Origin of the sequence: Kocuria tytonis (assembly GCF_003226895.2) — a bacterium.
GTDB classification, from domain to species: domain Bacteria; phylum Actinomycetota; class Actinomycetes; order Actinomycetales; family Micrococcaceae; genus Kocuria; species Kocuria tytonis.
The window spans coordinates 831,155-849,875 of sequence record NZ_PNJG02000001.1 but is presented as its reverse complement, the minus strand read 5'-3'; the positions used below and the strand labels follow the sequence as shown (position 1 = coordinate 849,875).

10 protein-coding genes and 2 pseudogenes are annotated in these 18,721 nt (G+C 70.3%); 8 read left to right on the top strand and 4 right to left on the bottom strand.

Annotation, left to right across the window (positions count from 1 at the left end; genetic code table 11):
* Window positions 1–174 precede the first annotated feature (174 nt).
* The gene (locus C1C97_RS03725; RefSeq protein WP_233542704.1) at window positions 175–3,735 is read left to right on the top strand and encodes a UrvD/REP family ATP-dependent DNA helicase; all 3,561 of its coding nucleotides are present in this window, start codon (window positions 175–177) and stop codon (window positions 3,733–3,735) included.
* Window positions 3,732–7,283, top strand: coding sequence for an ATP-dependent helicase (locus tag C1C97_RS03720; protein ID WP_121030037.1), 3,552 nt, complete (start codon window positions 3,732–3,734; stop codon window positions 7,281–7,283). The genes C1C97_RS03725 and C1C97_RS03720 overlap by 4 nt, the downstream gene beginning before the upstream one ends.
* A 329-nt stretch (window positions 7,284–7,612) precedes the next feature.
* On the opposite strand, the pseudogene C1C97_RS03715 reads toward C1C97_RS03720, so the two are convergent.
* Window positions 7,613–8,236 (bottom strand): annotated as a pseudogene (locus C1C97_RS03715) (phosphotransferase); the annotation flags it as partial.
* A 195-nt stretch (window positions 8,237–8,431) separates the two neighbouring features.
* On the opposite strand from C1C97_RS03715, the gene nudC reads away from it, so the two are divergent.
* Both nudC and C1C97_RS03705 read left to right on the top strand, forming a co-directional pair.
* Window positions 8,432–9,406, top strand: coding sequence for an NAD(+) diphosphatase (gene nudC / locus C1C97_RS03710; protein WP_121030035.1), 975 nt, complete (start codon window positions 8,432–8,434; stop codon window positions 9,404–9,406).
* Window positions 9,403–11,208 (top strand): ATP-dependent helicase, encoded by a 1,806-nt coding sequence (locus C1C97_RS03705; protein ID WP_407657241.1) that lies wholly within the window; start codon window positions 9,403–9,405, stop codon window positions 11,206–11,208. The genes nudC and C1C97_RS03705 overlap by 4 nt, the downstream gene beginning before the upstream one ends.
* Window positions 11,209–11,350: 142 nt before the next feature.
* Here the strand turns inward: C1C97_RS03705 and C1C97_RS03700 are convergent, their stop codons facing one another.
* Window positions 11,351–11,905: a TetR/AcrR family transcriptional regulator gene (locus C1C97_RS03700; RefSeq protein WP_110919619.1), complete on the bottom strand. Its 555-nt coding sequence runs from the start codon at window positions 11,903–11,905 to the stop codon at window positions 11,351–11,353.
* A 52-nt stretch (window positions 11,906–11,957) separates the two neighbouring features.
* Here C1C97_RS03700 and C1C97_RS03695 point away from each other — a divergent pair, with 52 nt between their 5' ends.
* The 3 genes and pseudogenes from C1C97_RS03695 to C1C97_RS12145 all read left to right on the top strand — a co-directional run bounded on the left by C1C97_RS03695 (window position 11,958) and on the right by C1C97_RS12145 (window position 14,870).
* Complete coding sequence (locus tag C1C97_RS03695; protein ID WP_110919620.1) at window positions 11,958–12,788, top strand: SDR family NAD(P)-dependent oxidoreductase; 831 nt, start codon at window positions 11,958–11,960, stop codon at window positions 12,786–12,788.
* 128 nt (window positions 12,789–12,916) lie between these two features.
* Window positions 12,917–13,927, top strand: a pseudogene (locus tag C1C97_RS03690) (IS481 family transposase).
* A 325-nt stretch (window positions 13,928–14,252) separates the two neighbouring features.
* On the top strand, window positions 14,253–14,870 hold the full coding sequence (locus tag C1C97_RS12145; RefSeq protein ID WP_147406043.1) for a hypothetical protein: 618 nt from the start codon (window positions 14,253–14,255) through the stop codon (window positions 14,868–14,870).
* On the opposite strand, the gene C1C97_RS03685 is transcribed toward C1C97_RS12145, so the two are convergent.
* Window positions 14,751–15,659 (bottom strand): serine hydrolase, encoded by a 909-nt coding sequence (locus C1C97_RS03685; protein WP_158591126.1) that lies wholly within the window; start codon window positions 15,657–15,659, stop codon window positions 14,751–14,753. The genes C1C97_RS12145 and C1C97_RS03685 overlap by 120 nt on opposite strands.
* On the bottom strand, window positions 15,649–16,539 hold the full coding sequence (locus C1C97_RS03680; RefSeq protein WP_121030029.1) for a LysR family transcriptional regulator: 891 nt from the start codon (window positions 16,537–16,539) through the stop codon (window positions 15,649–15,651). Before C1C97_RS03680 ends, C1C97_RS03685 begins: the two co-directional genes overlap by 11 nt.
* Window positions 16,540–16,619: 80 nt before the next feature.
* Here C1C97_RS03680 and C1C97_RS03675 point away from each other — a divergent pair, with 80 nt between their 5' ends.
* Window positions 16,620–18,575, top strand: coding sequence for a penicillin-binding transpeptidase domain-containing protein (locus C1C97_RS03675; RefSeq protein ID WP_121030027.1), 1,956 nt, complete (start codon window positions 16,620–16,622; stop codon window positions 18,573–18,575).
* The last annotated feature ends 146 nt before the right edge of the window (window positions 18,576–18,721 follow it).

Below are 18,721 nucleotides of genomic sequence, written 5' to 3'. Positions count from 1 at the left end.
GGGCTGTGCGGCGTCGTCGGGGTGGTTCGGGGAAGGCATGGGACCACGGTACCGGGCGGCGCGCGCCTGCTTATGCGTGTCGGCAATCCGTGGTGGGATGGCCCCATGCGAACGCAGCGAGAAGGACCCTGGCGTGTTCTGCCGCCCCGTGGCGCGGAGACGGCGCAGGAGCCCGTGGGCCTCGATCCCGCGCAGGAGACAGTGGTGGGCCTCGCCCCCGGGCACGGGCCCGTGCTGGTGCTCGGCGCGCCGGGCACCGGGCGCAGCACGGTGGTCGTGGAAACAGTGGTCCGGCGGATCGTGGCGGGCACGGACCCGCAGCGGATGCTCGTGCTCGCCCCCTCGCGCGAGTCCGCGGCCACCCTGCGCGATCTCGTGAGCCGGCGGGCCGCGGCAACCATCAGCACCCCGCTCGTCCGGGCGTGGCAGGCCTACGCGTTCGACGTCCTGCGCCGCGCCCAGGCGGAGGGGCTGCTGCCCGGCATCGACCTGCCGCCGGTGCTGCTGTCCGGACCGGAGCAGGACGCCTTCCTCGCGGAGCTGATGCGCGGCCACGCCGCCGGGTTCGGGGGACCCGTGGTGTGGCCCGCAGACCTCCAGGAGGCCCTGGGAACCCGGGGCTTCCGCGGGCAGCTGCGCGAGCTCTTCGACCGCATGAACGAGTACCGGCTGGAGGCGGGGCAGCTCGCGGCATGGGCCGAGCCGCTCGGTCACCCGGAGTGGCGCACCGCCGCCGCCTTCCGCACCGAGTACCAGCAGGTCCGCGCGCTGCGCATGCCCAATGCCTTCGATCCCTCCGAGCTCGTGGACCGTGCCGCGCGTGTGCTGGAGGAGCAACCGGAGTTCCTCGCGCGCGAGCAGCAGCGCCTGGACGTGGTCGTGGTGGACGACCTGCAGGAGGCCACGCCCTCCGCCCACCGACTCATCGGCGTGCTGTGCCGCGGCCGGGACGCGGTGTTCACGGCCAGCCCGGACACCACCGTGCAGGGCTTCCGCGGCGCCCGCCCGGACCTGCTGCGCACCCTCCAGGACCGTGTGGGCACGCCCGCCCGGCCGGTGCAGCGTCTGCAGCTGCACACGAGCCACCGCATGCCGCCGGCGGTCAACGACGCCTGGCAGCGGGTGGCCCGGGCGATCCCGGTGGTGGCCGGGGCCCGCTCCGATCGTGCGCCGGGGGCATCGAGCGGTCCGGCCGCGGAGCCGACGGCCGCGGTTGCCGTGGACGGCACTGACGCCCACGCTCCCGGTGGACATCCCGGTGGGACGTCACCGGGCGGGGCGCGTCCCGGTGCGAGAGCCCCCGGTGCAGGACTGCAGCAGGACGGACCGGAAAGCACCGGCCGTGAGAACACCGAGGAGCGGGTTGCCCCGGGTGGCTCGGCCGCACCGGAGGACTCGGTGCGGGTGGCCCTCTTCGAATCACCCACGGCGCAGGCGCGCTGGTGCGCCGACCACTTCCTGCGACTGCACGTGCTGCGGGGCGTTCCCTACCGGGAGATGGCGGTGATCGTGCGCAGCGGGCCGCAGCTGTCCGCGCTCGCACGGCAGCTCACCGCGCTGGGGGTTCCCACCACCACGTCCGCGGCCGAGACGCCTCTGCGGGACGAGCCCGCGGTCATCCCGCTGCTGGACGCCCTGCGCATCCTGCTGACGGCGCAGCAGCCCGCGCCCGCAGACGCACGCCAGGACGCGCAGGCGTCGCAGGACCCCGAGGAACCGCCGGCCGAGGAAGCACCGGTCGAGGAACCTCCGGTCGAGGACAGCACCGCGGAGGGTCGGGGCGCCCGCGGGGCCGTGCTCACCGCCGGCACCGCCGTGTCCCTCCTGACCTCGCGGATCGGTGGCGCCTCGCCCATGGAGGTGCGTCGCATCCGGCAGCGGCTGCGGGGCTACGAGCTGCGCACGGGCGGCGGCCGGACGAGCGACGACCTGCTCGTCCAGGCCCTCGGGGACGGACTGCTCCTGGAGCTCGCGGACGTGCGCTCCGACGCCGCGGCCCGGGTCGCGGACATGCTGCAGGCCGGCCAGGAGGCCCTGGACGCACCCGGTGCCACCGCGGAGTCCGTGCTGTGGGCGCTGTGGGAGGCCTCGGGCGTGGGACCGCGCTGGCGCCGTCGTGCACTGGCCGGGGGAGCGGAGGCCCTGCGGGCGGACCGGGACCTGGACGCGGTCGTGGGGCTCTTCGAGGCCGCCGAGCGCTTCGTGGACCAGGTCCCCGGGGCCACGGCGCAGGCGTTCATGGAGTACATGGACCACCAGGAGCTGCCCATGGACACGCTGGCGGCAAGGGCGCCGGCGGAGGACAACGTCTCCGTGACGACCCCGGCGGGCGCGGCCGGGCGGGAGTGGCCCCACGTGGTCGTGGCCGGCGTGCAGCAGGGTGTGTGGCCCAACACCACCCTGCGCGGCCAGCTGCTCGGCACCGACGTCCTCACGGACGCCCTGGACCACGGGCCGGAGCAGGCCACGCGGCTGAGCGCGGTGGACCGGCTGCGCCAGGTGCGCTACGACGAGCTGCGCCAGTTCGCCACCGCGGTCTCGCGTGCCGGCCGGAGCCTGACCGTGACCGCCGTGGCCACGCAGGACGAGCAGCCCTCGGAGTTCGTGGACCTCGTGGCCGCCGGTCGCGGCGAGGATCCCGAGATCCCCATGGAGCGGTTGACCGCCCCGGAGCCGCTCACCCTGCGCCAGCTGACCGGCGCCCTGCGGCGCACCCTCAACAGGGAGGACGCCTCCGACCACGAGCGGGAGGCCGCCGCGCGACTGCTGCACCGGTTCGCCGCGGCCGAGGACCCCGTGGCCGGCGCCGCGCCCGAGCAGTGGTGGGGACTGAACCCCCTCACCACGCAGGACGCCCTGTTCGGGGCGGAGGAGGTCGTGCGGGTCTCGCCGTCCAAGATCGAGACCGTGCACCGCTCGCCCCTGGACTGGTTCGTGGCCGAGGCCCGTGCCATGGAGGTCACCGACCTCAAGCGCGGGCTGGGCACGCTCGTGCACGACATCGCCGAGCACATGCCGGACGCGGACGCCACCGAGCTGGTCGCCGAGCTGCGGCGGCGCTGGCCGTCCCTGGGGATGCCCGAGGGCTGGACCGGGGCGCAGGAGCTCGAGCGCGCCGAGACCATGCTGCGCAAGTTCGCGCAGTACGCCCGGGAGATGCGCACCCAGCACGAGCGGGAGCTCGTCGCGGTGGAGGGCAGCTTCCAGGTGCTCGTGCGCGGCTCCGCCCGGGACGCCCTGCTCACGGGGCGCGTGGACCGGCTCGAGGTGGACGCCCACGGCCGCCACGTGGTCGTGGACCTCAAGACGGGCAGACACAAGCCCACCGGGGACGACATCCCGCAGCACCCGCAGCTCGCCGCGTACCAGGTGGCCCTGCAGGCGGGAGCGGGGCAGGCCATGCAGGCCGGTGTCACGGGCCCGGACCTGCACGGGACGGACCGCCCGGAGCGCATCGAGCTGCCCGAGGGGACGGTCCTCACGCAACCGGGCGGTGCCCTGCTGGTCCAGCTCGGCGGCACCACGGCCAAGCCCGGCGTCCAGCAGCAGGATCCGCTGGACGAGGACCAGCAGTGGGCCCGGGAACTCATCACGCAGGCGGCCCTGCTCATGGCCGACACCCGCTTCGAGGCCCGCCACACGGCGGAGCAGGAGAACGGCTCGCACGGCAGGTCGTGTGCCGTGCCGTGGGTGTGCCCGTTGTGCGCACAGGGGAGACAGGTGACGGAGAAATGACCGTGCAGGACTTCACACCGGAGGACATCACGTACTCCCCGCAGGACATCGCGGAGGCGCTCGGTGACTTCCCGCCCACGGAGCAGCAGGCCGAGGTGATCGCCTCCCCGCTCACGCCGCGCCTGGTCGTGGCCGGCGCCGGGTCCGGCAAGACCACCACGATGTCCGACCGCGTGACCTGGCTCGTGGCCAACGGCCTGGCACGGCCCGAGGAGATCCTGGGCGTCACCTTCACCCGCAAGGCGGCCGGGGAGCTCTCGCAGCGCATCGCCCAGAAGCTGCGCGCGCTGCGCGGTGCGGGTCTCATCGCCGACCCCGAGGAGGGCGACGACGACGCCCCGGCCACCGTGCAGGAGCCCACCGTCAGCACGTACCACTCCTACGCGAACTCCCTGGTGCGCAGCCACGGGCTGCGACTGGGCATCGAGTCCGACACGGTGCTGCTCGGCCAGGCACAGGCGTGGCAGCTGGCCGGCGACCTGGTGCGGGGCTGGGACGGACCGCTCCCGGAGAGCGTTCCCGCCGTGGACACCCTGACCGGGGGTCTCATGAAGCTCTCCTCGGAGGCCTCCGAGCACCTGGTCGACGCGCGGCGGATCCGCGAGTTCGTGCGGCGCTTCCGGGCGGCCTGCCAGGACGTTCCCCCGGACGGCCGGAAGAAGACACCGGGCGCGGACGTCGTGAAGGCCCTGGCCCGGATGGACCAGACGGATGTCCTCGCCCAGCTCGTGGAGCGCTTCCACGCCGTGAAGCGGCAGGAGTCGGTGCTGGACTACGGCGACCTGCTCTCCCTGGCGGCACGGATCGTGCAGGTGGACCCGAACGCGCGCACGGTGGAGCGCGAGCGCTTCAAGGTCGTGCTGCTGGACGAGTTCCAGGACACCTCCCACGCCCAGCTCGCCCTGTTCTCGGGGCTCTTCGGCGACGGCCACTGCGTGATGGCGGTGGGGGACCCGCAGCAGTCCATCTACGGTTTCCGCGGGGCATCCTCCGGGCAGCTGTTCAGCTTCGTGGAGAACTTCCCGCGCCGCACGGCGGACGGCGGCTCGGAGTTCGCGGCCACGAGCTTCCTCACCACCGCGTGGCGCAACAGCCTCTCCGTCCTGGACGCGGCCAACGCCGTGGCCGAACCCCTGCGCAGCGCGCCGGCGTGGAGCCGCTCACCGACCACCGTGCAGGTCCCGCCGCTGGACCCCGCGCCGGGCGCGGTACGGGGAAGGGTGCGTGTGAGCCGCCACCTCACGGACACCGAGGAGGCACGGGCGGTCGCGCAGCTGATCCACGAGCAGCGGGCCGCCCACGAGGGGCAGCCCCTCGAGCAGATGCCCACCATGGCGGTGCTGTGCCGCCGCAGAGCCCAGTTCGAGCCCCTCCGGCTCGAGCTCGAGGCCCTCGACATCCCCTACGAGGTGGTGGGTCTCGGCGGGCTGCTGCACACCCCGGAGGTCGGCGACGTCGTGGCCATGCTGCACGTCCTCACCGATCCCGGCCGCTCCGACGCCCTGGCCCGGCTGCTCGCCGGGGCGCGGTGGCGGCTCGGCCCGAAGGATCTCGCCGCCCTGGGGGACTGGGCCGCGGAACTCGAGCGCCGCCACGAGCGCGCCGCCCGCGGCAACCGGGACGAGGAGGAAGACCTCGATGACGCCGGGACCGTGGTGATGGCGGACCTCGTGGACCGCTCCAGCCTGATCGAGGCGCTGGAGACCCTGCCACGGGACGGCTGGGTGTCCTCGCGGGGCCGCGGCATCACCCCGGAGGGCATGCGACGGCTGCGGGCGCTGCGCGCGGACGTTATGGCGCTGCGCGAGGTGCTGGGGGACGAGCTGACCACCGTGATCCACGAGGTGGAGACGGTGCTCGGACTCGACATCGAGCTGGCGGCGCTGCCGGGGGAGAACCCCTCGACCGCCCGCCGGAACATCGACGGTTTCCTGGACCAGGCGGTGCAGTTCACGGCCACCACCCGCACCCACGACGTCGCCGCGTTCCTCGCGTGGTTGGACGCCGCCGCCCGGGAGGAGAACGGGCTGGACCTGCCGCCCTCCCACACCCGCCACGACGCCGTTCAGCTGCTCACGGTGCACGCCTCCAAGGGGCTGGAGTGGGACCACGTGTACGTCCCGGGGCTCAACCAGGACGACTTCCCGTCCAAGAACTCCTCGGCCTGGACCGGGGAGGCCGCGAAGCTCCCGTGGCCCCTGCGCGGTGACGCCTCGCAGCTGCCGCAGTGGGTTCCCCGCGTGGCGGACGTCCGGGAGCTGGAGTCGTCCTTCGCCGAGTTCTCACAGGACGTCGCCGAGCACGACCTCGGCGAGGAACGCCGCCTGGCCTACGTGGCCTTCACCCGCGCCAAGACGCTGCTGGAACTGTCCGGGACCGTGTTCCGGGGCACCGGGAAGAGGGCCAAGGACGTCTCACCCTTCCTGCGGGAGGCCCGGGACATGGCCGAGGCCGGGGCCGCGGGCTTCGAGGAGGGGCCGTGGGCGGAGCCCGGTGAGGTGGCGGGCAACCCGCAGCTGGACACCCGGGTCAGCGCCCTGTGGCCCTACGACCCCCTGGAGGGCCCGGTCATCACCCGCACCACCAGGGACGCCGAGGGCCGGCTCACCGAGACGGTGATCCCACCCGCGCACGAGGGCCGCCGGGCGCGGATGGACGCGGCCGCGCAGGCCGTGCGGGACGGCGGCCACCCCGAGTTCCGGGGGCTCTCGGACGAGGAGCTGGCGGCGGGGGACTCCGCCGCCACGGTGACACGCTGGCGGCGCGAAGCCGAGCTGCTCCTCGCCCGTCGGTCGGATCCCGACCGGCCGCGCACCGTGCACATGCCCTCGCACGTCTCGGCCTCCGCGCTCGTGGCCATGGACAGCGACCCCGAGGGGTTCATCAGCACCCTGCGGCGACCCATGCCCCGGAAACCGGGCTCCGCGGCCCGTGCGGGCACCGCGTTCCACACCTGGGTGGAGAACTTCTACGGCGATGCCGCCATCTTCGACCTCGACGAGCTGCCCGGCGCGGACGACCACGTGGACGAGGAGCTGGACCTGCCCCGGCTCACGGAGACGTTCCGTGCGGGCCCGTGGGCCGCGCTGGAGCCGTACGCGATCGAGCTGCCCATGGAGACCCCCGTGGGCTCCCTCACGGTGCGCGGACGCATCGACGCCGTGTTCCGCACCGCGGACGGGTGGGAGCTCGTGGACTGGAAGACCGGGCGCGTCCCGCGCGGTCGGGAACTGCGGCAGAAGTCGGGGCAGCTCGCGCTGTACCGGCTGGCCTTCGCCCGGCTCCAGGAGGTCCCCGTGGACCGCGTCTCGGCGGCGTTCTACTACGTGGCCGAGGACCGGGTGGTGCACCCCCACGACCTCGCGGACGAGCAGCAGCTCGAGCGGATCGTGACGTCCCTCTACGACCGTGGCGCCGAATCGTCCGTGAAGAGCGGGGCGCCGGGCACCGACACGGGCGCCGCGTCGTCGGAGGGGTCCGCGGCGGATCTGCCGGGAGACGCGGACACGGCCGTGGAACCGCTCGGAGACCGGGGCTCGGGACGCTGAGGGGGCACGGCGGCGGCGTCGTCCGCGGCGGGACGCGACGAGCCCTCGCCCTCCGCCGCGGAGAGGGTCCCGGGCCCGGGCACTCCCGGGGACGGCGACCCGCCGGCACGGACGTCCTCGGCGAGGGCGTCCAGCATGCGCCGGGCGCCGTCGACCATGGACGGGACGCCCCGGTCCACGCCGCGCACGAGCCACTCGGCCAGTGCGAACTCGGCCCGCAGGTGCGCCCGGCGCAGCAGGTGCCCGTCCGGGGGCTGCACGGCCGCCACGGAGTAGGCCTCGACCACGGTGTCCGCGAAGCCCGGATCGCCCATGCCCATGAGCCACGAGAAGTCCTCCGCGGGATCCCCCACGTGCAGATCGCTCCACCCCGTGAGGGAGGCCAGGGTCCCGTGGTCCACCGTGATGTTGTCCTCGTGCAGGTCACCGTGGACCACGCGGGTGGAGAACTGCCACAGCGTGGTGTCCTCGAGGGTCTCCTCCCACCGGCGCAGCAGCTCACCGGGGACGAGTCCGGTGCTCGCGGCGCGGTCGAGGTCGTGGAGCATGCGTGTGCGGCACTGCTCGGCGCTGTACGCGGGCAGGTCCGCGTCCATCACGAGGGCGCGGGGCAGGGAGTGCAACGCCCCCAGGGAACGCCCGATCTGCACCGCGAGCGGAGCCCTCGGCGCCGCGCTGGGGGAGGGCGCGTGCAGCGGTGCCTCCGGGTGGGCGTTCTGCCGCTGCAGCTCCTGCAGGCTCAGGGTGCGCCCGGGCAGGTGCGAGTACACGAAGGTGCGCAGCCCGCCCCGACCCACGGAACCCGCCACCGCGGGCAGGTGGAAGGGCAGGTGGGAGCGCACGGACGGCGTGAACGCCTGGAGCACGAGGTGCTCGGTCTCCAGGCGCATGCTTGCCTCGGTGTTCAGGGGGCTACGGACGCGCCAGAGCTTCCCGGCGGCGTCCTGGACCACGCAGGAACGGAAGTCCGCGGCGTCGTCCGGAGAAGGACCGGTGGCCACGGGGGCCACCCCGGGCACGGCAGCGGCCGCGATGGCGGCGAGCAGTTCGGGGGTCGTTCTCACCCCACCCACCCTACCGGCCGACCCCGCGCCCGGGCTGTCCACACGGCCGCCGTGGGTGTCCGGAGCCCGGTCTACAGTGGTCGGGTGAGTTCATCCCAGGACCTTCCCGCCACCCCCGCGCCCCTGCTCGGCGCCGCGCAGCTGCCCTTCGCCGGACGCGCCTTCGACCGCGATGCCGTGCAGCGGGAGCACGAGGACCTCGTGGCGGAGGCGCTGGCGTCGTCCACCGCGCGGGTGCTCGTCCTGCGGGGCTCGAAGATTCCTGTCACGAACACCGGGCTCGTGCTGCCCGTCCACACCGAGGTGCCCCCGGCCACCGGTGACCCCGGACGCCCGGACGTCCATCTCGGGCGGCTGGCGGACGGCACCCGGGTGGTTCTGCGGACCTTCCCCGAGGACACCCAGTTGCCGGGCCTCGACGACGCCGCCTGGGAGGGTCTGCGCACGCTCGCGACCGCGGTCTCCCCGGAACAGACCTCCCTGCTCGTGACGGGTCAGGCGATCGCGCTGTGGCACCGGGACCACCCGCGCTGCCCGCGCTGCGGCGAACCCACCGAGGTCATCCGCTCCGGGTGGGCCCGGCGGTGCCCGCACGACGGGTCCGTGCACTTCCCGCGCACGGACCCCGCCATCATCGTGGCGGTGGTGGACGACCACCCGGACCCGCAGGAGCAGCGGATCCTGCTGGGCCGCTCGGCCCTGTGGAGCGGCAACCGGTACTCCACGTTCGCCGGCTTCGTGGAGCCCGGGGAGTCCGCGGAGCAGGCCGTGGTGCGCGAGGTCGGGGAGGAAGCCGGGATCACGGTGGACACCGTGCAGTACCAGGGCTCGCAGCCGTGGCCGTTCCCCCGCTCGCTCATGCTGGGCTACCGCGCCGTGGCGCACACGGCGGAGGTCGAGGCGGACGGCGAGGAGATCCTGGACGTCCGGTGGTTCACCCGTGCGGAGCTGCTCGCCCGGGCCCGCGCCAGGGACGTCAGCCTGCCCGGACCGGTGTCGATCGCCCACGCGCTGATCGTCAGCTGGCTGGGCCGTGAGCTGCCGGAGACCGACTGGTGAGCCTCGACACCGCGGGTGAGCAGACCGCCGAGGAGCGGATCCTCGGGGGCCTGGACCCCGAGCAGCGGGTCGTGGCCACCACGCTGCAGGGCCCGGTGTGCGTGCGCGCCGGGGCGGGAACCGGCAAGACCCGGGCGATCACCCACCGGATCGCGTGGGGCATCGCCTCCGGTGTGTACACCCCGCAGAAGACCCTCGCGCTGACCTTCACGGCCCGCGCGGCCAACGAGATGCGCCAGCGGCTGCGTGCGCTCGGAGCGCCCGGCGTGCAGGCCCGCACCTTCCACTCCGCGGCGCTGCGGCAGCTGCAGTACTTCTGGCCGCAGGCCGTGGGCGGGCCTCCACCGGGACTCGTGAACCACAAGGCCCGCCTGATCACCGAGGCCGCCCAGGGCATGCGCCTCACCACGGACCGGGCCACCGTCCGGGACGTCGCCGCGGAGATCGAGTGGGCCAAGGTGTCCATGTGCACCCCGGACACCTACGCCCCGGCCGCCGAGGAGCGGGACATGCCCGCCGGGTACGACACCCGCACCATGCAGCGGCTGTACCAGTCCTACGAGGACCTCAAGGCGGACCGTCACCTGATCGACTTCGAGGACGTCCTGCTCATCACCGTGGGCATCCTGGAGGAGGACGAGCGCATCGCGGCGGCGGTGCGGGACCAGTACCGCCAGTTCGTCGTGGACGAGTACCAGGACGTCTCGCCCCTGCAGCAGCGCCTGCTCGACGCCTGGCTGGGCACCCGGGACGATCTCTGCGTGGTGGGGGACGCCTCCCAGACCATCTACTCCTTCACCGGCGCCACGTCCCGGCACCTGCTGGAGTTCCCGTCCCGCTACCCGGGCGCCTCGGTGGTGGAGCTGATCCGCGACTACCGCTCCACACCGCAGGTGGTCAACACCGCCAACCGGCTGCTCGCCGCCCGCCGCCCCGCCCCCGGATCCACCCCGGACACCTGGGCCACTCCATTGCGGCTGGTCTCGCAGCGCCCGGCGGGCCCCGAACCGAGCTGGAACGAGTACCCGGACGACGAGGCGGAGGCCGCTGGTGTGGCCGTGCGGATCCGGGACCTGATCGAGGACGGCGTGGCCCCGCACGAGATCGCCGTGCTGTTCCGCACCAACGGCCAGTCGCAGGCGTTCGAGGCGGCACTCGCGGACGCGAACATCGGTTTCCAGCTGCGCGGCTCGGAGCGCTTCTTCAACCGTCCCGAGATCCGACAGGCGATCGTGCAGATCCGCTCCGCGGCACGCACCGCGGGTGCGGACCGCGCGGACGTGCCGCGTCAGGTGCGGGACATGCTCGGTTCCCTGGGCTACACCGAGCGGGCTCCGCGCTCCGACAGCGCCACCCGGGCCAAGTGGGAGTCCCTGCGTGCCCTCGTGTCCCTCGCGGACACCATGGCCCGCCGCGCGGCGGAGCAGGAAGGGACGCTCTCGCTCGCCGGCTTCGCCCAGGAGCTCGAACGCCGCGCCACCACGCAGGAGGCCCCGGTCATGGACGGCGTCACGCTCGCCTCACTGCACTCCGCGAAGGGCCTGGAGTGGGATGCCGTGTTCCTCGTGGGCCTCTCCGAGGGACTCATGCCCATCTCGTTCGCGGACACCCCCGACGCCATGGACGAGGAACGGCGCCTGCTCTACGTGGGGATCACCCGCGCGCGCGAGCACCTCGTGTTCTCGTGGTCCCTCTCGCGCACGCCGGGTGGTCGCCCCAACCGCGCGCGCTCACGCTTCCTCGACGCCGTCCTGCCGCCGGAGCCTCGCACGGTAGCGCGACGTCGCGCCCCGCGCCGGTGACCGGCCCGCAACGCACCACCGGTTGCAGCGCCGTTCCTCGGAGCGCGACGCACCACCGGTTCCCGCGCCGCGCATCGGACCACGCCGGGTCCCAGCCCGCCCCCGGGGCGGCGACCCGGGGGCGAGGGCGCCAGGTGTACGGCTAGGTGTACTGACCGGACACGTTGGTTGAAGACAGCTGCTCAAGGCGTCGTACTTTCTCGACGTGGTCGCGCAGCTCGCTGTCGGTGAACTGGGGCAGTCGGAGGAACCAGCGGTAGAGGAGGGGTGCGAGGAGTAGCTCGGTGGCCGTCTTCGGGTTGGCGTAGCCGTCGGCGGCGACTAGGCGAGTGATCTGCTCCTGCTGGGGCTGGAAGAGCCGCGTGTGGAACTGGTGGGCGATCGCTTCGTCGCTGTGGATCGCGGCTGCGAGCATCCGCAGCAGCGAAGCCCGGGGCTCGGTGGTGAGCTCGGCGATCGTCGACTGCAGGACGTCGAAGGTCGTGGCGTAACTTTCGGATGAGCCCGCGGCAGCAGATTCGGTGACGAGGGCGTCGAAGAGGATCGCATGCACCGATGGCCACGTGCGGTAGAGCGTCTGCTTGCCCACCCCGGCCTCAGCGGCGATGCCTTCCATGGTCAAGGCGCTCGGACCGCCATGCTCGGCAAGGTCCAGGACGGCGGCGAGCACGCGCGCGACGGTGGTGGGTCTGGCCATGAGTCCAGTATAAGAATGAGACGCTGCGTCTCGTTTGGTGTTGAATAGGCTCATGACGATACCGAACACCTGGCTCATCACCGGCGCGAGTAGTGGCCTCGGCCTCGCACTGACCGAGCGGGCACTGGCCGCGGGTCATCGCGTCGTGGCCACCACCCGCCAGGGTGCACTGCCCGCCCAGCACCCACTCCTGACCGTGGTTCGCCTCGACCCGGCAGACAGGCAGCAATGCCGACGGATCGTCGAGGAGGCCCAGAAGGTCGCTGGCAGCCTCGACGTCGTGGTGAACAACGCAGGCTACGGACTGGTTGGCGCCGCCGAAGAACTCAGCGAAGAGGAGGCACGGGCGATCTTGGATGTCGACCTGCTCGGCCCGCTGTGGCTCACTCAGGCGGCACTGCCCCTCATGCGTAGCCAAGGGAGCGGGCACATCGTGCAGATCTCATCCACGGGCGGGGTCGGGGCCATGCCGATGCTGGGTCTCTACAACGCTGCGAAGTGGGGGCTCGAGGGCTTCACAGAGGCGCTGGCGAGCGAGGTGCAGCCGATGGGAATCAGGGTCACCCTCGTGGAGACCGGCGCGATGGACACCCGGTGGGCGACCTCGGGGATGCAGTTCAGCGCGCCGAACGCCGCCTATGACGAACTGCGCGAGCAACTCTTCGGAACCCCGACCGTTCCCTGGCCCAGCGAGCCGGGAGCAACGGGCGGAGGCACCTCCCCCGATGACGTCGCCGACGGAATCCTCGCGCATATCGCAGCAGATGACGGGCCGCTGCGGCTCGTCCTCGGCGACGGCACCGCCGATCAGATCCGCATGGTGCTCGATCGACGTCAGCAGGACTACGCGACCCAGCCAGGATTCCAGAGCAGCGCGGGCTGAACGCAGTGCCGCCGGTAGGCCCGCGGCGATCGAACCAGCCGAACTGATCCCCTGCAGGCCGGGACGGGAACGTAGGTCTCCGAGCAGACCCCCTGCCATCCCGCGCTTTGCCTGAGCCTCGAAGAGCCATGACACACGCCAATGCAGCCCTGACCCCGCGTCACCGACTGAAAGTCGCCCAGCTCGTCGTCGACGGGGGCTACCCGATCAGCGAGGTCGCGGCTCAGTTCCAGGTGTCCTGGCCGACCGTGAAGCGGTGGGCCGACCGATACCTAGCTGGCGAGTCGATGTACGACCGGTCCTCGCGCCCGAAGACCTCACCGACCAAGACATCGCCCGCGGTGACGAAGAGGTACGTCAGCCTGCGCATGAGGCTGCGGGAAGGTCCGGTGCAACTCGCCGTGCGCGTCGGCGTCGCCCCGTCGACCGTGCATCGCATCCTGCGCTCAGCTCGATTGAACCGGCTCTCCTACATCGACCGTGCTACCGGCGAAACTGTCCGCCGGTACGAGCACCCTTACCCCGGTTCGCTCGTGCATGTGGACGTGAAGAAACTCGGGAACATCCCCGACGGCGGCGGCTGGCGCTACGTCGGCCGTCGCTAAGGCGAGAAGAACCGCGCTGCCACGCCGGACAAACCCCGTAGCAAGTGGCGCAACCCCAAGCTCGGGTATGCGTTCGTGCATACCGTCATCGACGATCACTCCCGCGTTGCCTACAGCGAGGTCCACGACGACGAGACCGCCGGCACCGCCGCCGCAGTTCTGCACCGGGCGGTGCAATGGTTCTCTGCTCGCGGTGTCACCATCGAACGCGTCCTATCGGACAACGGCAGCGCTTTCCGCTCCCACCTATGGCGCGACACCTGCGAAGCCCTCGCCATCGCGCCGAAGCGGACCCGCCCGTATCGTCCGCAGACCAACGGCAAAGTCGAGCGCTTCCACCGCACCATGGCCGACGGATGGGCGTATGCCCGCTGCTACGCGAGTGAGCAGGAGCGCCGACACGCGCTTCAATCCTGGCTGCTCCACTACAATTACCGCCGGCCACACACAGCCTGCAATAGCCAACCACCTATGTCGCGGCTGACGCGGCTGAGGACATGTGAGCGGGAAGGAACTGCCACCTCCATAATGTGAGGGTGACTCCAGCACCGAAGCCGCAGGCGCTGCGTGATGCGATCAGTGCGGCCCTGAACGACACGAAGTCATACGCCCTGCCCGCGCGGTGTGCGTCGCTTGGCCTCGAGGACGGCACAGAGGAGGAGGCGGGCGCCAGCAAGAACTCCTACGTGCAGAAGCGCGTGGCAGGGCTGACGATCGATGAGTTTGTGCGAATCGCGCAGAGCATCCTTGCGGACCAAGACGATGCCAGCCTTGAAGAGCTCGTCGCCCAGGCTCGGTTGCGCGGAGTGCAGGGGAACTGCGAAACCTCATCTTCGCCTCGACCGGGAAGCCCGAAATCGTGCTGCGCGATGCGACGCGCAACGTCATCGAGATCACCCGCAACGCCGACAAGTGCCTCGTTTACGACAAGGCCCTCCCCGCCGCGGGCTTGACGTGGCGCGAGTTGGTCCACTGGTGGTCGGCGAGGAGCCAAAGCGAACTGCCCGAGCAGGATATGGGCCGGCAACTGTGGAGACGGCTGGCCGGGAGCCTGGACAGTGACCCGGAACGCTGCCTGCTGCGCACCTACTCAACCCGATACGCGGTAAACCCCGATATACCAGCTCTCCTGCCGCAGGTGTGGTTGCACTACGACCCCTTCCTGAGACCCGCCGGGCCGGCGCGTCCGGCGGCCGTGGAGCGTCAGCGCATGGACTTCCTGCTCCTGATGCCCGGTCGGCGGTGCGTCGTACTCGAGATCGACGGCAAGCACCACTACGCCAAGGACGACCGTGCTGACCCCCATGCCTATGCTCGGATGGTCAGCGAGGACCGCCGCCTACGACTAGCTGTACAGCTAGAGGAACTGACGGTAGTTGCGGACACAGTGGCGGGCGATCTGGCCCACTACCTTGTTGGACAGGGGAATCTGGCGCTCACGCCGCACGGAACGGGTCAGAACCGCCACGGCTATTGACTTCTCTCCCGGGTGAGAGACCACCCCCGCCTCATGACTGAGGGACCCGAATGAACCGGTCTTTGCCGCAACGGTGACGCCTGGGTAGGAGAACGCCTCTGCGAATCGATGACCCCAGGCCTGTTGAGAGAGCACCTGCCGCATGAAGGCACACTGTTCCGCCGAGGCCGCGCGATCCTGCCAGATGGCGCATAGAAGCGTAACAAGGTCCGACGCTGTGGTGGATGAGACAGACAGCGGGTCGTACTGCACCGGGTCCGGCATGAGATAACGGTCTCTGCCCTCGTCGTCAAAGGAGGCGGGCGCGCCATTCCCACTCGGTGGAGTGGGGCGGATCTCTGTCCTCGTGGCACCCATGAGGCGAAGTGTTTCGTGGACCCGGCTGGTCCCCACCTTGCGCAGGACAGATTCTGCGGCGGCGTTGTCCGAGATGGACATCATCAGGCGGACCAGGTCCCGCCACGAGATTCGTACCGTGTCCTCGAGGATCGCGAGGCCGGTAGGGCCTTGGGCTCTGTCTGCGGGGGAGAGGTCGACGAGAGCGGAAGGTTCCAGAACGCCGTGATCCACCTCCCTGCAGAACGCCATCATGACCGCGAGCTTGTACAAGGATGCGGCCGGAAAGACCTCCTCCTCGTGAAAGGAGAACACTGGCAATTCGGGTGCGTCGATCACTCGGGCCGATACTGCGCCCGTCATGTCTTCGCTCTGCAGAAACTCGGCCACTTCGCGTCCAAGCTGGCGCAGTGCGGCATCGACCCCCGCGCTGTTCCACGTCTCACCGGACATGTGCAGCGCACCTCCCCAGGCAGTCGTGAAGCACCATTGCCGCATCCCGGGCCGGTGGTATGGCATCAGGATGGTGGGTGACGCGCAATCTGAGGGGCAGCAACCCCGCCTCGAGGGGAGCTCCGCCGAATCCGGGTGTTTCACTCGGCATCAGAGTGGCAGCACCGAGCGTGCGCATCTCCGCGGCAATCTTCAGGGGGTCCACCTCCTGCCTGAGCTGAGTGATCACACCAAGCGCTTCGAGCTCGGCGGACAGCACATCGAATGCCGCCGGTCCATCGGTTCGAGGAGGCACGAGCATCTCGGAAGGGACAGCATGCCTCAGATCGTTTTGATGTATGGGGGCGTCGGGCAGAGGACGCATGCACAAAACCTGGGGAATCGCGACTACGGGTAGAGAAACTAACTCGTCGGTCACGATCGGGGCCACCACCATCCCCACAGCCGCCGTGTTCTCACGAACGTGGCGCACGATGTCTGCGGACGAAGCCCCCGTCCACTCGGCTCGCGGAAAGGTGGCCACGGTGTCGAGCAGGCATGCACTCACCCAGGCGGCGGGCAAGGACCGGGGTATCCACACTTGAATCGAACCAGTGCGTTCCGCCATGTCGTTGCCCAGCGTGAGCACTCGCCGTTGGGCCGACACCAGGTCGTGGGCCAGGGGCAAGAACGCCTCACCGGCTGGGGTCAACGAAACGCCTCGGGCGTGGCGGACGAACAGCTCGTCACCCACAGCAGTCTCCAGCCGGCGGATCGTCTGCGACAGAGGGGGCTGGGACACCCCGAGTGCCTCCGCGGGGCGGCCCACGTGCCCCGTTTCGGCAACCACCAGGAAGTCTTCAACCCAGCGGAGGAGATTTCCTGTTCGGTCACGTCTCATAGCTTTGAAGATAACTTACTGGCCATAAGAAAGTCTTGGACATATGGCAAGCGGCTCTCATAGCGTGATCGGGTGACAACATGAACTGCAGGATGGAGAACAATCTCATGGCTACCTCACCCCCACGGACTCGGCGCCGCGGCCGCTTCACGATGAGCATCGTCGTTGTGCTGTTGGTCAGTGGGTGCTCAGCGCTACCGGGAAATGCACCCCGTGATGCGGCTGAGGCACTTGCCCAGGGTTTGCATTCCCGGGATGTCTCCGGGCTCGAGTTCTCGAACGCGGGTGGCTCGGAGGTCCAGGCCGAGCTGGATCGCATCCTTCGCATGACGGGGGGCATTGCACCGGACGTGCAAATGGGTCGGGTGAGCAACCAGGGTCAGACTGCTCACGGAGAGCTGACCTGGAGATGGGACGTGCCTGCGACCGAGGAAGACTGGACCTACGCCACCGGTGTGGATTTCCAGCGGTCCAACGGCACGTGGAAGGCCACCTGGGAGCCGTCACTTGTCGCTCCCGAGCTGGCAGAGGATGAGGTCCTGCGTATCCAAACGGTCCAACCGGAGCGTGGGAAAATCCTCGGGGCGGGCGACCAGCCGCTGGCCATGAAACAGACCATTCACCGCGCAGGTTTGGACCTCCGTGAGGTCCCCCGCGAGAAGCGGGAGGGCTCGGCCACCGCACTGGCCAAGGCTGTGGGCATTGACCCCGAGCCCTACCGGGAATCAGTACGTCAGGCTGATGACACCGCGTGGGTGGAGGCTATTGCATTGCGGGAGGACGATTTTCGGGCTCTCGATGCCCAGCGCATGGAGAAAATCCCCGGTCTGCTAGTTACGAAGGACGCCCGCGTTCTAGGCCGGACCAAGGGTTTTGCCGCCGAGACCCTCGGGTCGGTCGGCGAAGCGACGGCCGAGGAGATCGAGAAGTCGGGAGGCAAACTCGCCCATGGTGCCCAGATCGGACGTGGGGGGCTACAAGAAGCGCATGAGACCACCTTGCAGGGGAAACCGGGAGTCGTCGTTGATCGCATTGGCGTCCACGCAGACGGCAGCCTCAAAGCAGGACGAACCCACCAGCTAATGGCCCAGGGGCCTGTTCCGGGAGAGGATCTGCACACAACTCTCAACGGTGGTCTTCAGGAGGCGGCACAGCGGACGCTGAAAGGTATCAAATCGCCTTCGTCTGTGGTGGCGATGCGGCCCTCGGACGGCGCGGTCCTGGCCGTGGCCAATGGAGCGGGGTCGAAGGGCTATCCCACTGCGACCCTGGGCCAGTATGCACCCGGGTCCACATTCAAGGTCGCGACCGCGTTGGCCATGCTTCGGGGCGGCGACACACCAGATACGACCGTCGACTGCCCCCATACGTACTCAGCTGAAGGGATGAACGTGGCCAACTTTTCCGGCTATCCGCGGGAGTTCGAGGGAAGCGTTGCCCTACGGCAGGCGATTGCCCATTCGTGCAACACGACGTTCGCCGCCCAGCACGAAAGGGTCAGCCAGCAGGCTTTGGCGGACGCCGGCGACTCTCTCGGCGTGGGGGTGGAGATGGACGCGGGAATCCCTGTGTTCTCGGGCAGCATCCCCACGGAAGAACCAGCGGCGGAACATGTCGCGGCCATGTTCGGACAAGGACGCACGCTGGTCTCTCCCTTCGGGATGGCCAGGTTCCAGGCCAGTGTTCAGGCAGGCAAACTGGTGCAACCCAGTATCCTGGGCCATGAACCTGCATCGGAACCCTCGTCCAGTAATCCGTTGGGGACGAGTGAGGCGGCAGACCTGCAAACACTGATGCGGGAAGTTGTGTCCACCGGACACTTGAAGGAACTGAGGTCCCTGCAACCGGACAGCGCCATCGGAAAAACAGGAACAGCAGAGTACGGGAATGAAAACCCGCCTCGCACCCACTCCTGGGTCATCGCGGGCCACGGCGATCTCGCGGTAGCAATCTTCGTGGAGGACGGTGACCTCGGATCAATTACCGGCACTCCCATCATGCTGGAGGTACTTCAAACAGCACAGGGCCTGCAATGAAGGTGTCTCGGGGCAGCAAGCGGTGGTTCAGATGAAGTGCCGACGGTTGATTCGCCTCGCGACGGCGCGGTTGGTATGCATGCTGCTCATGGTTGCAACAGGGTGCGCGCCATCGAGAGCACGCTCAATCGACTCCTCGTACTTGC

Bases quoted from the DNA above. Each gene is read 5' to 3' on its own strand.
- C1C97_RS03720 (WP_121030037.1), top strand. From the start codon at position 3,732: ATGACCGTGCAGGACTTCACACCGGAGGACATCACGTACTCCCCGCAG.
- C1C97_RS03700 (WP_110919619.1), bottom strand. From the start codon at position 11,905: ATGGCCAGACCCACCACCGTCGCGCGCGTGCTCGCCGCCGTCCTGGAC.
- C1C97_RS03695 (WP_110919620.1), top strand. From the start codon at position 11,958: ATGACGATACCGAACACCTGGCTCATCACCGGCGCGAGTAGTGGCCTC.
- C1C97_RS03685 (WP_158591126.1), bottom strand. From the start codon at position 15,659: ATGTCCGGTGAGACGTGGAACAGCGCGGGGGTCGATGCCGCACTGCGC.
- C1C97_RS03680 (WP_121030029.1), bottom strand. From the start codon at position 16,539: ATGAGACGTGACCGAACAGGAAATCTCCTCCGCTGGGTTGAAGACTTC.
- C1C97_RS03675 (WP_121030027.1), top strand. From the start codon at position 16,620: ATGAACTGCAGGATGGAGAACAATCTCATGGCTACCTCACCCCCACGG.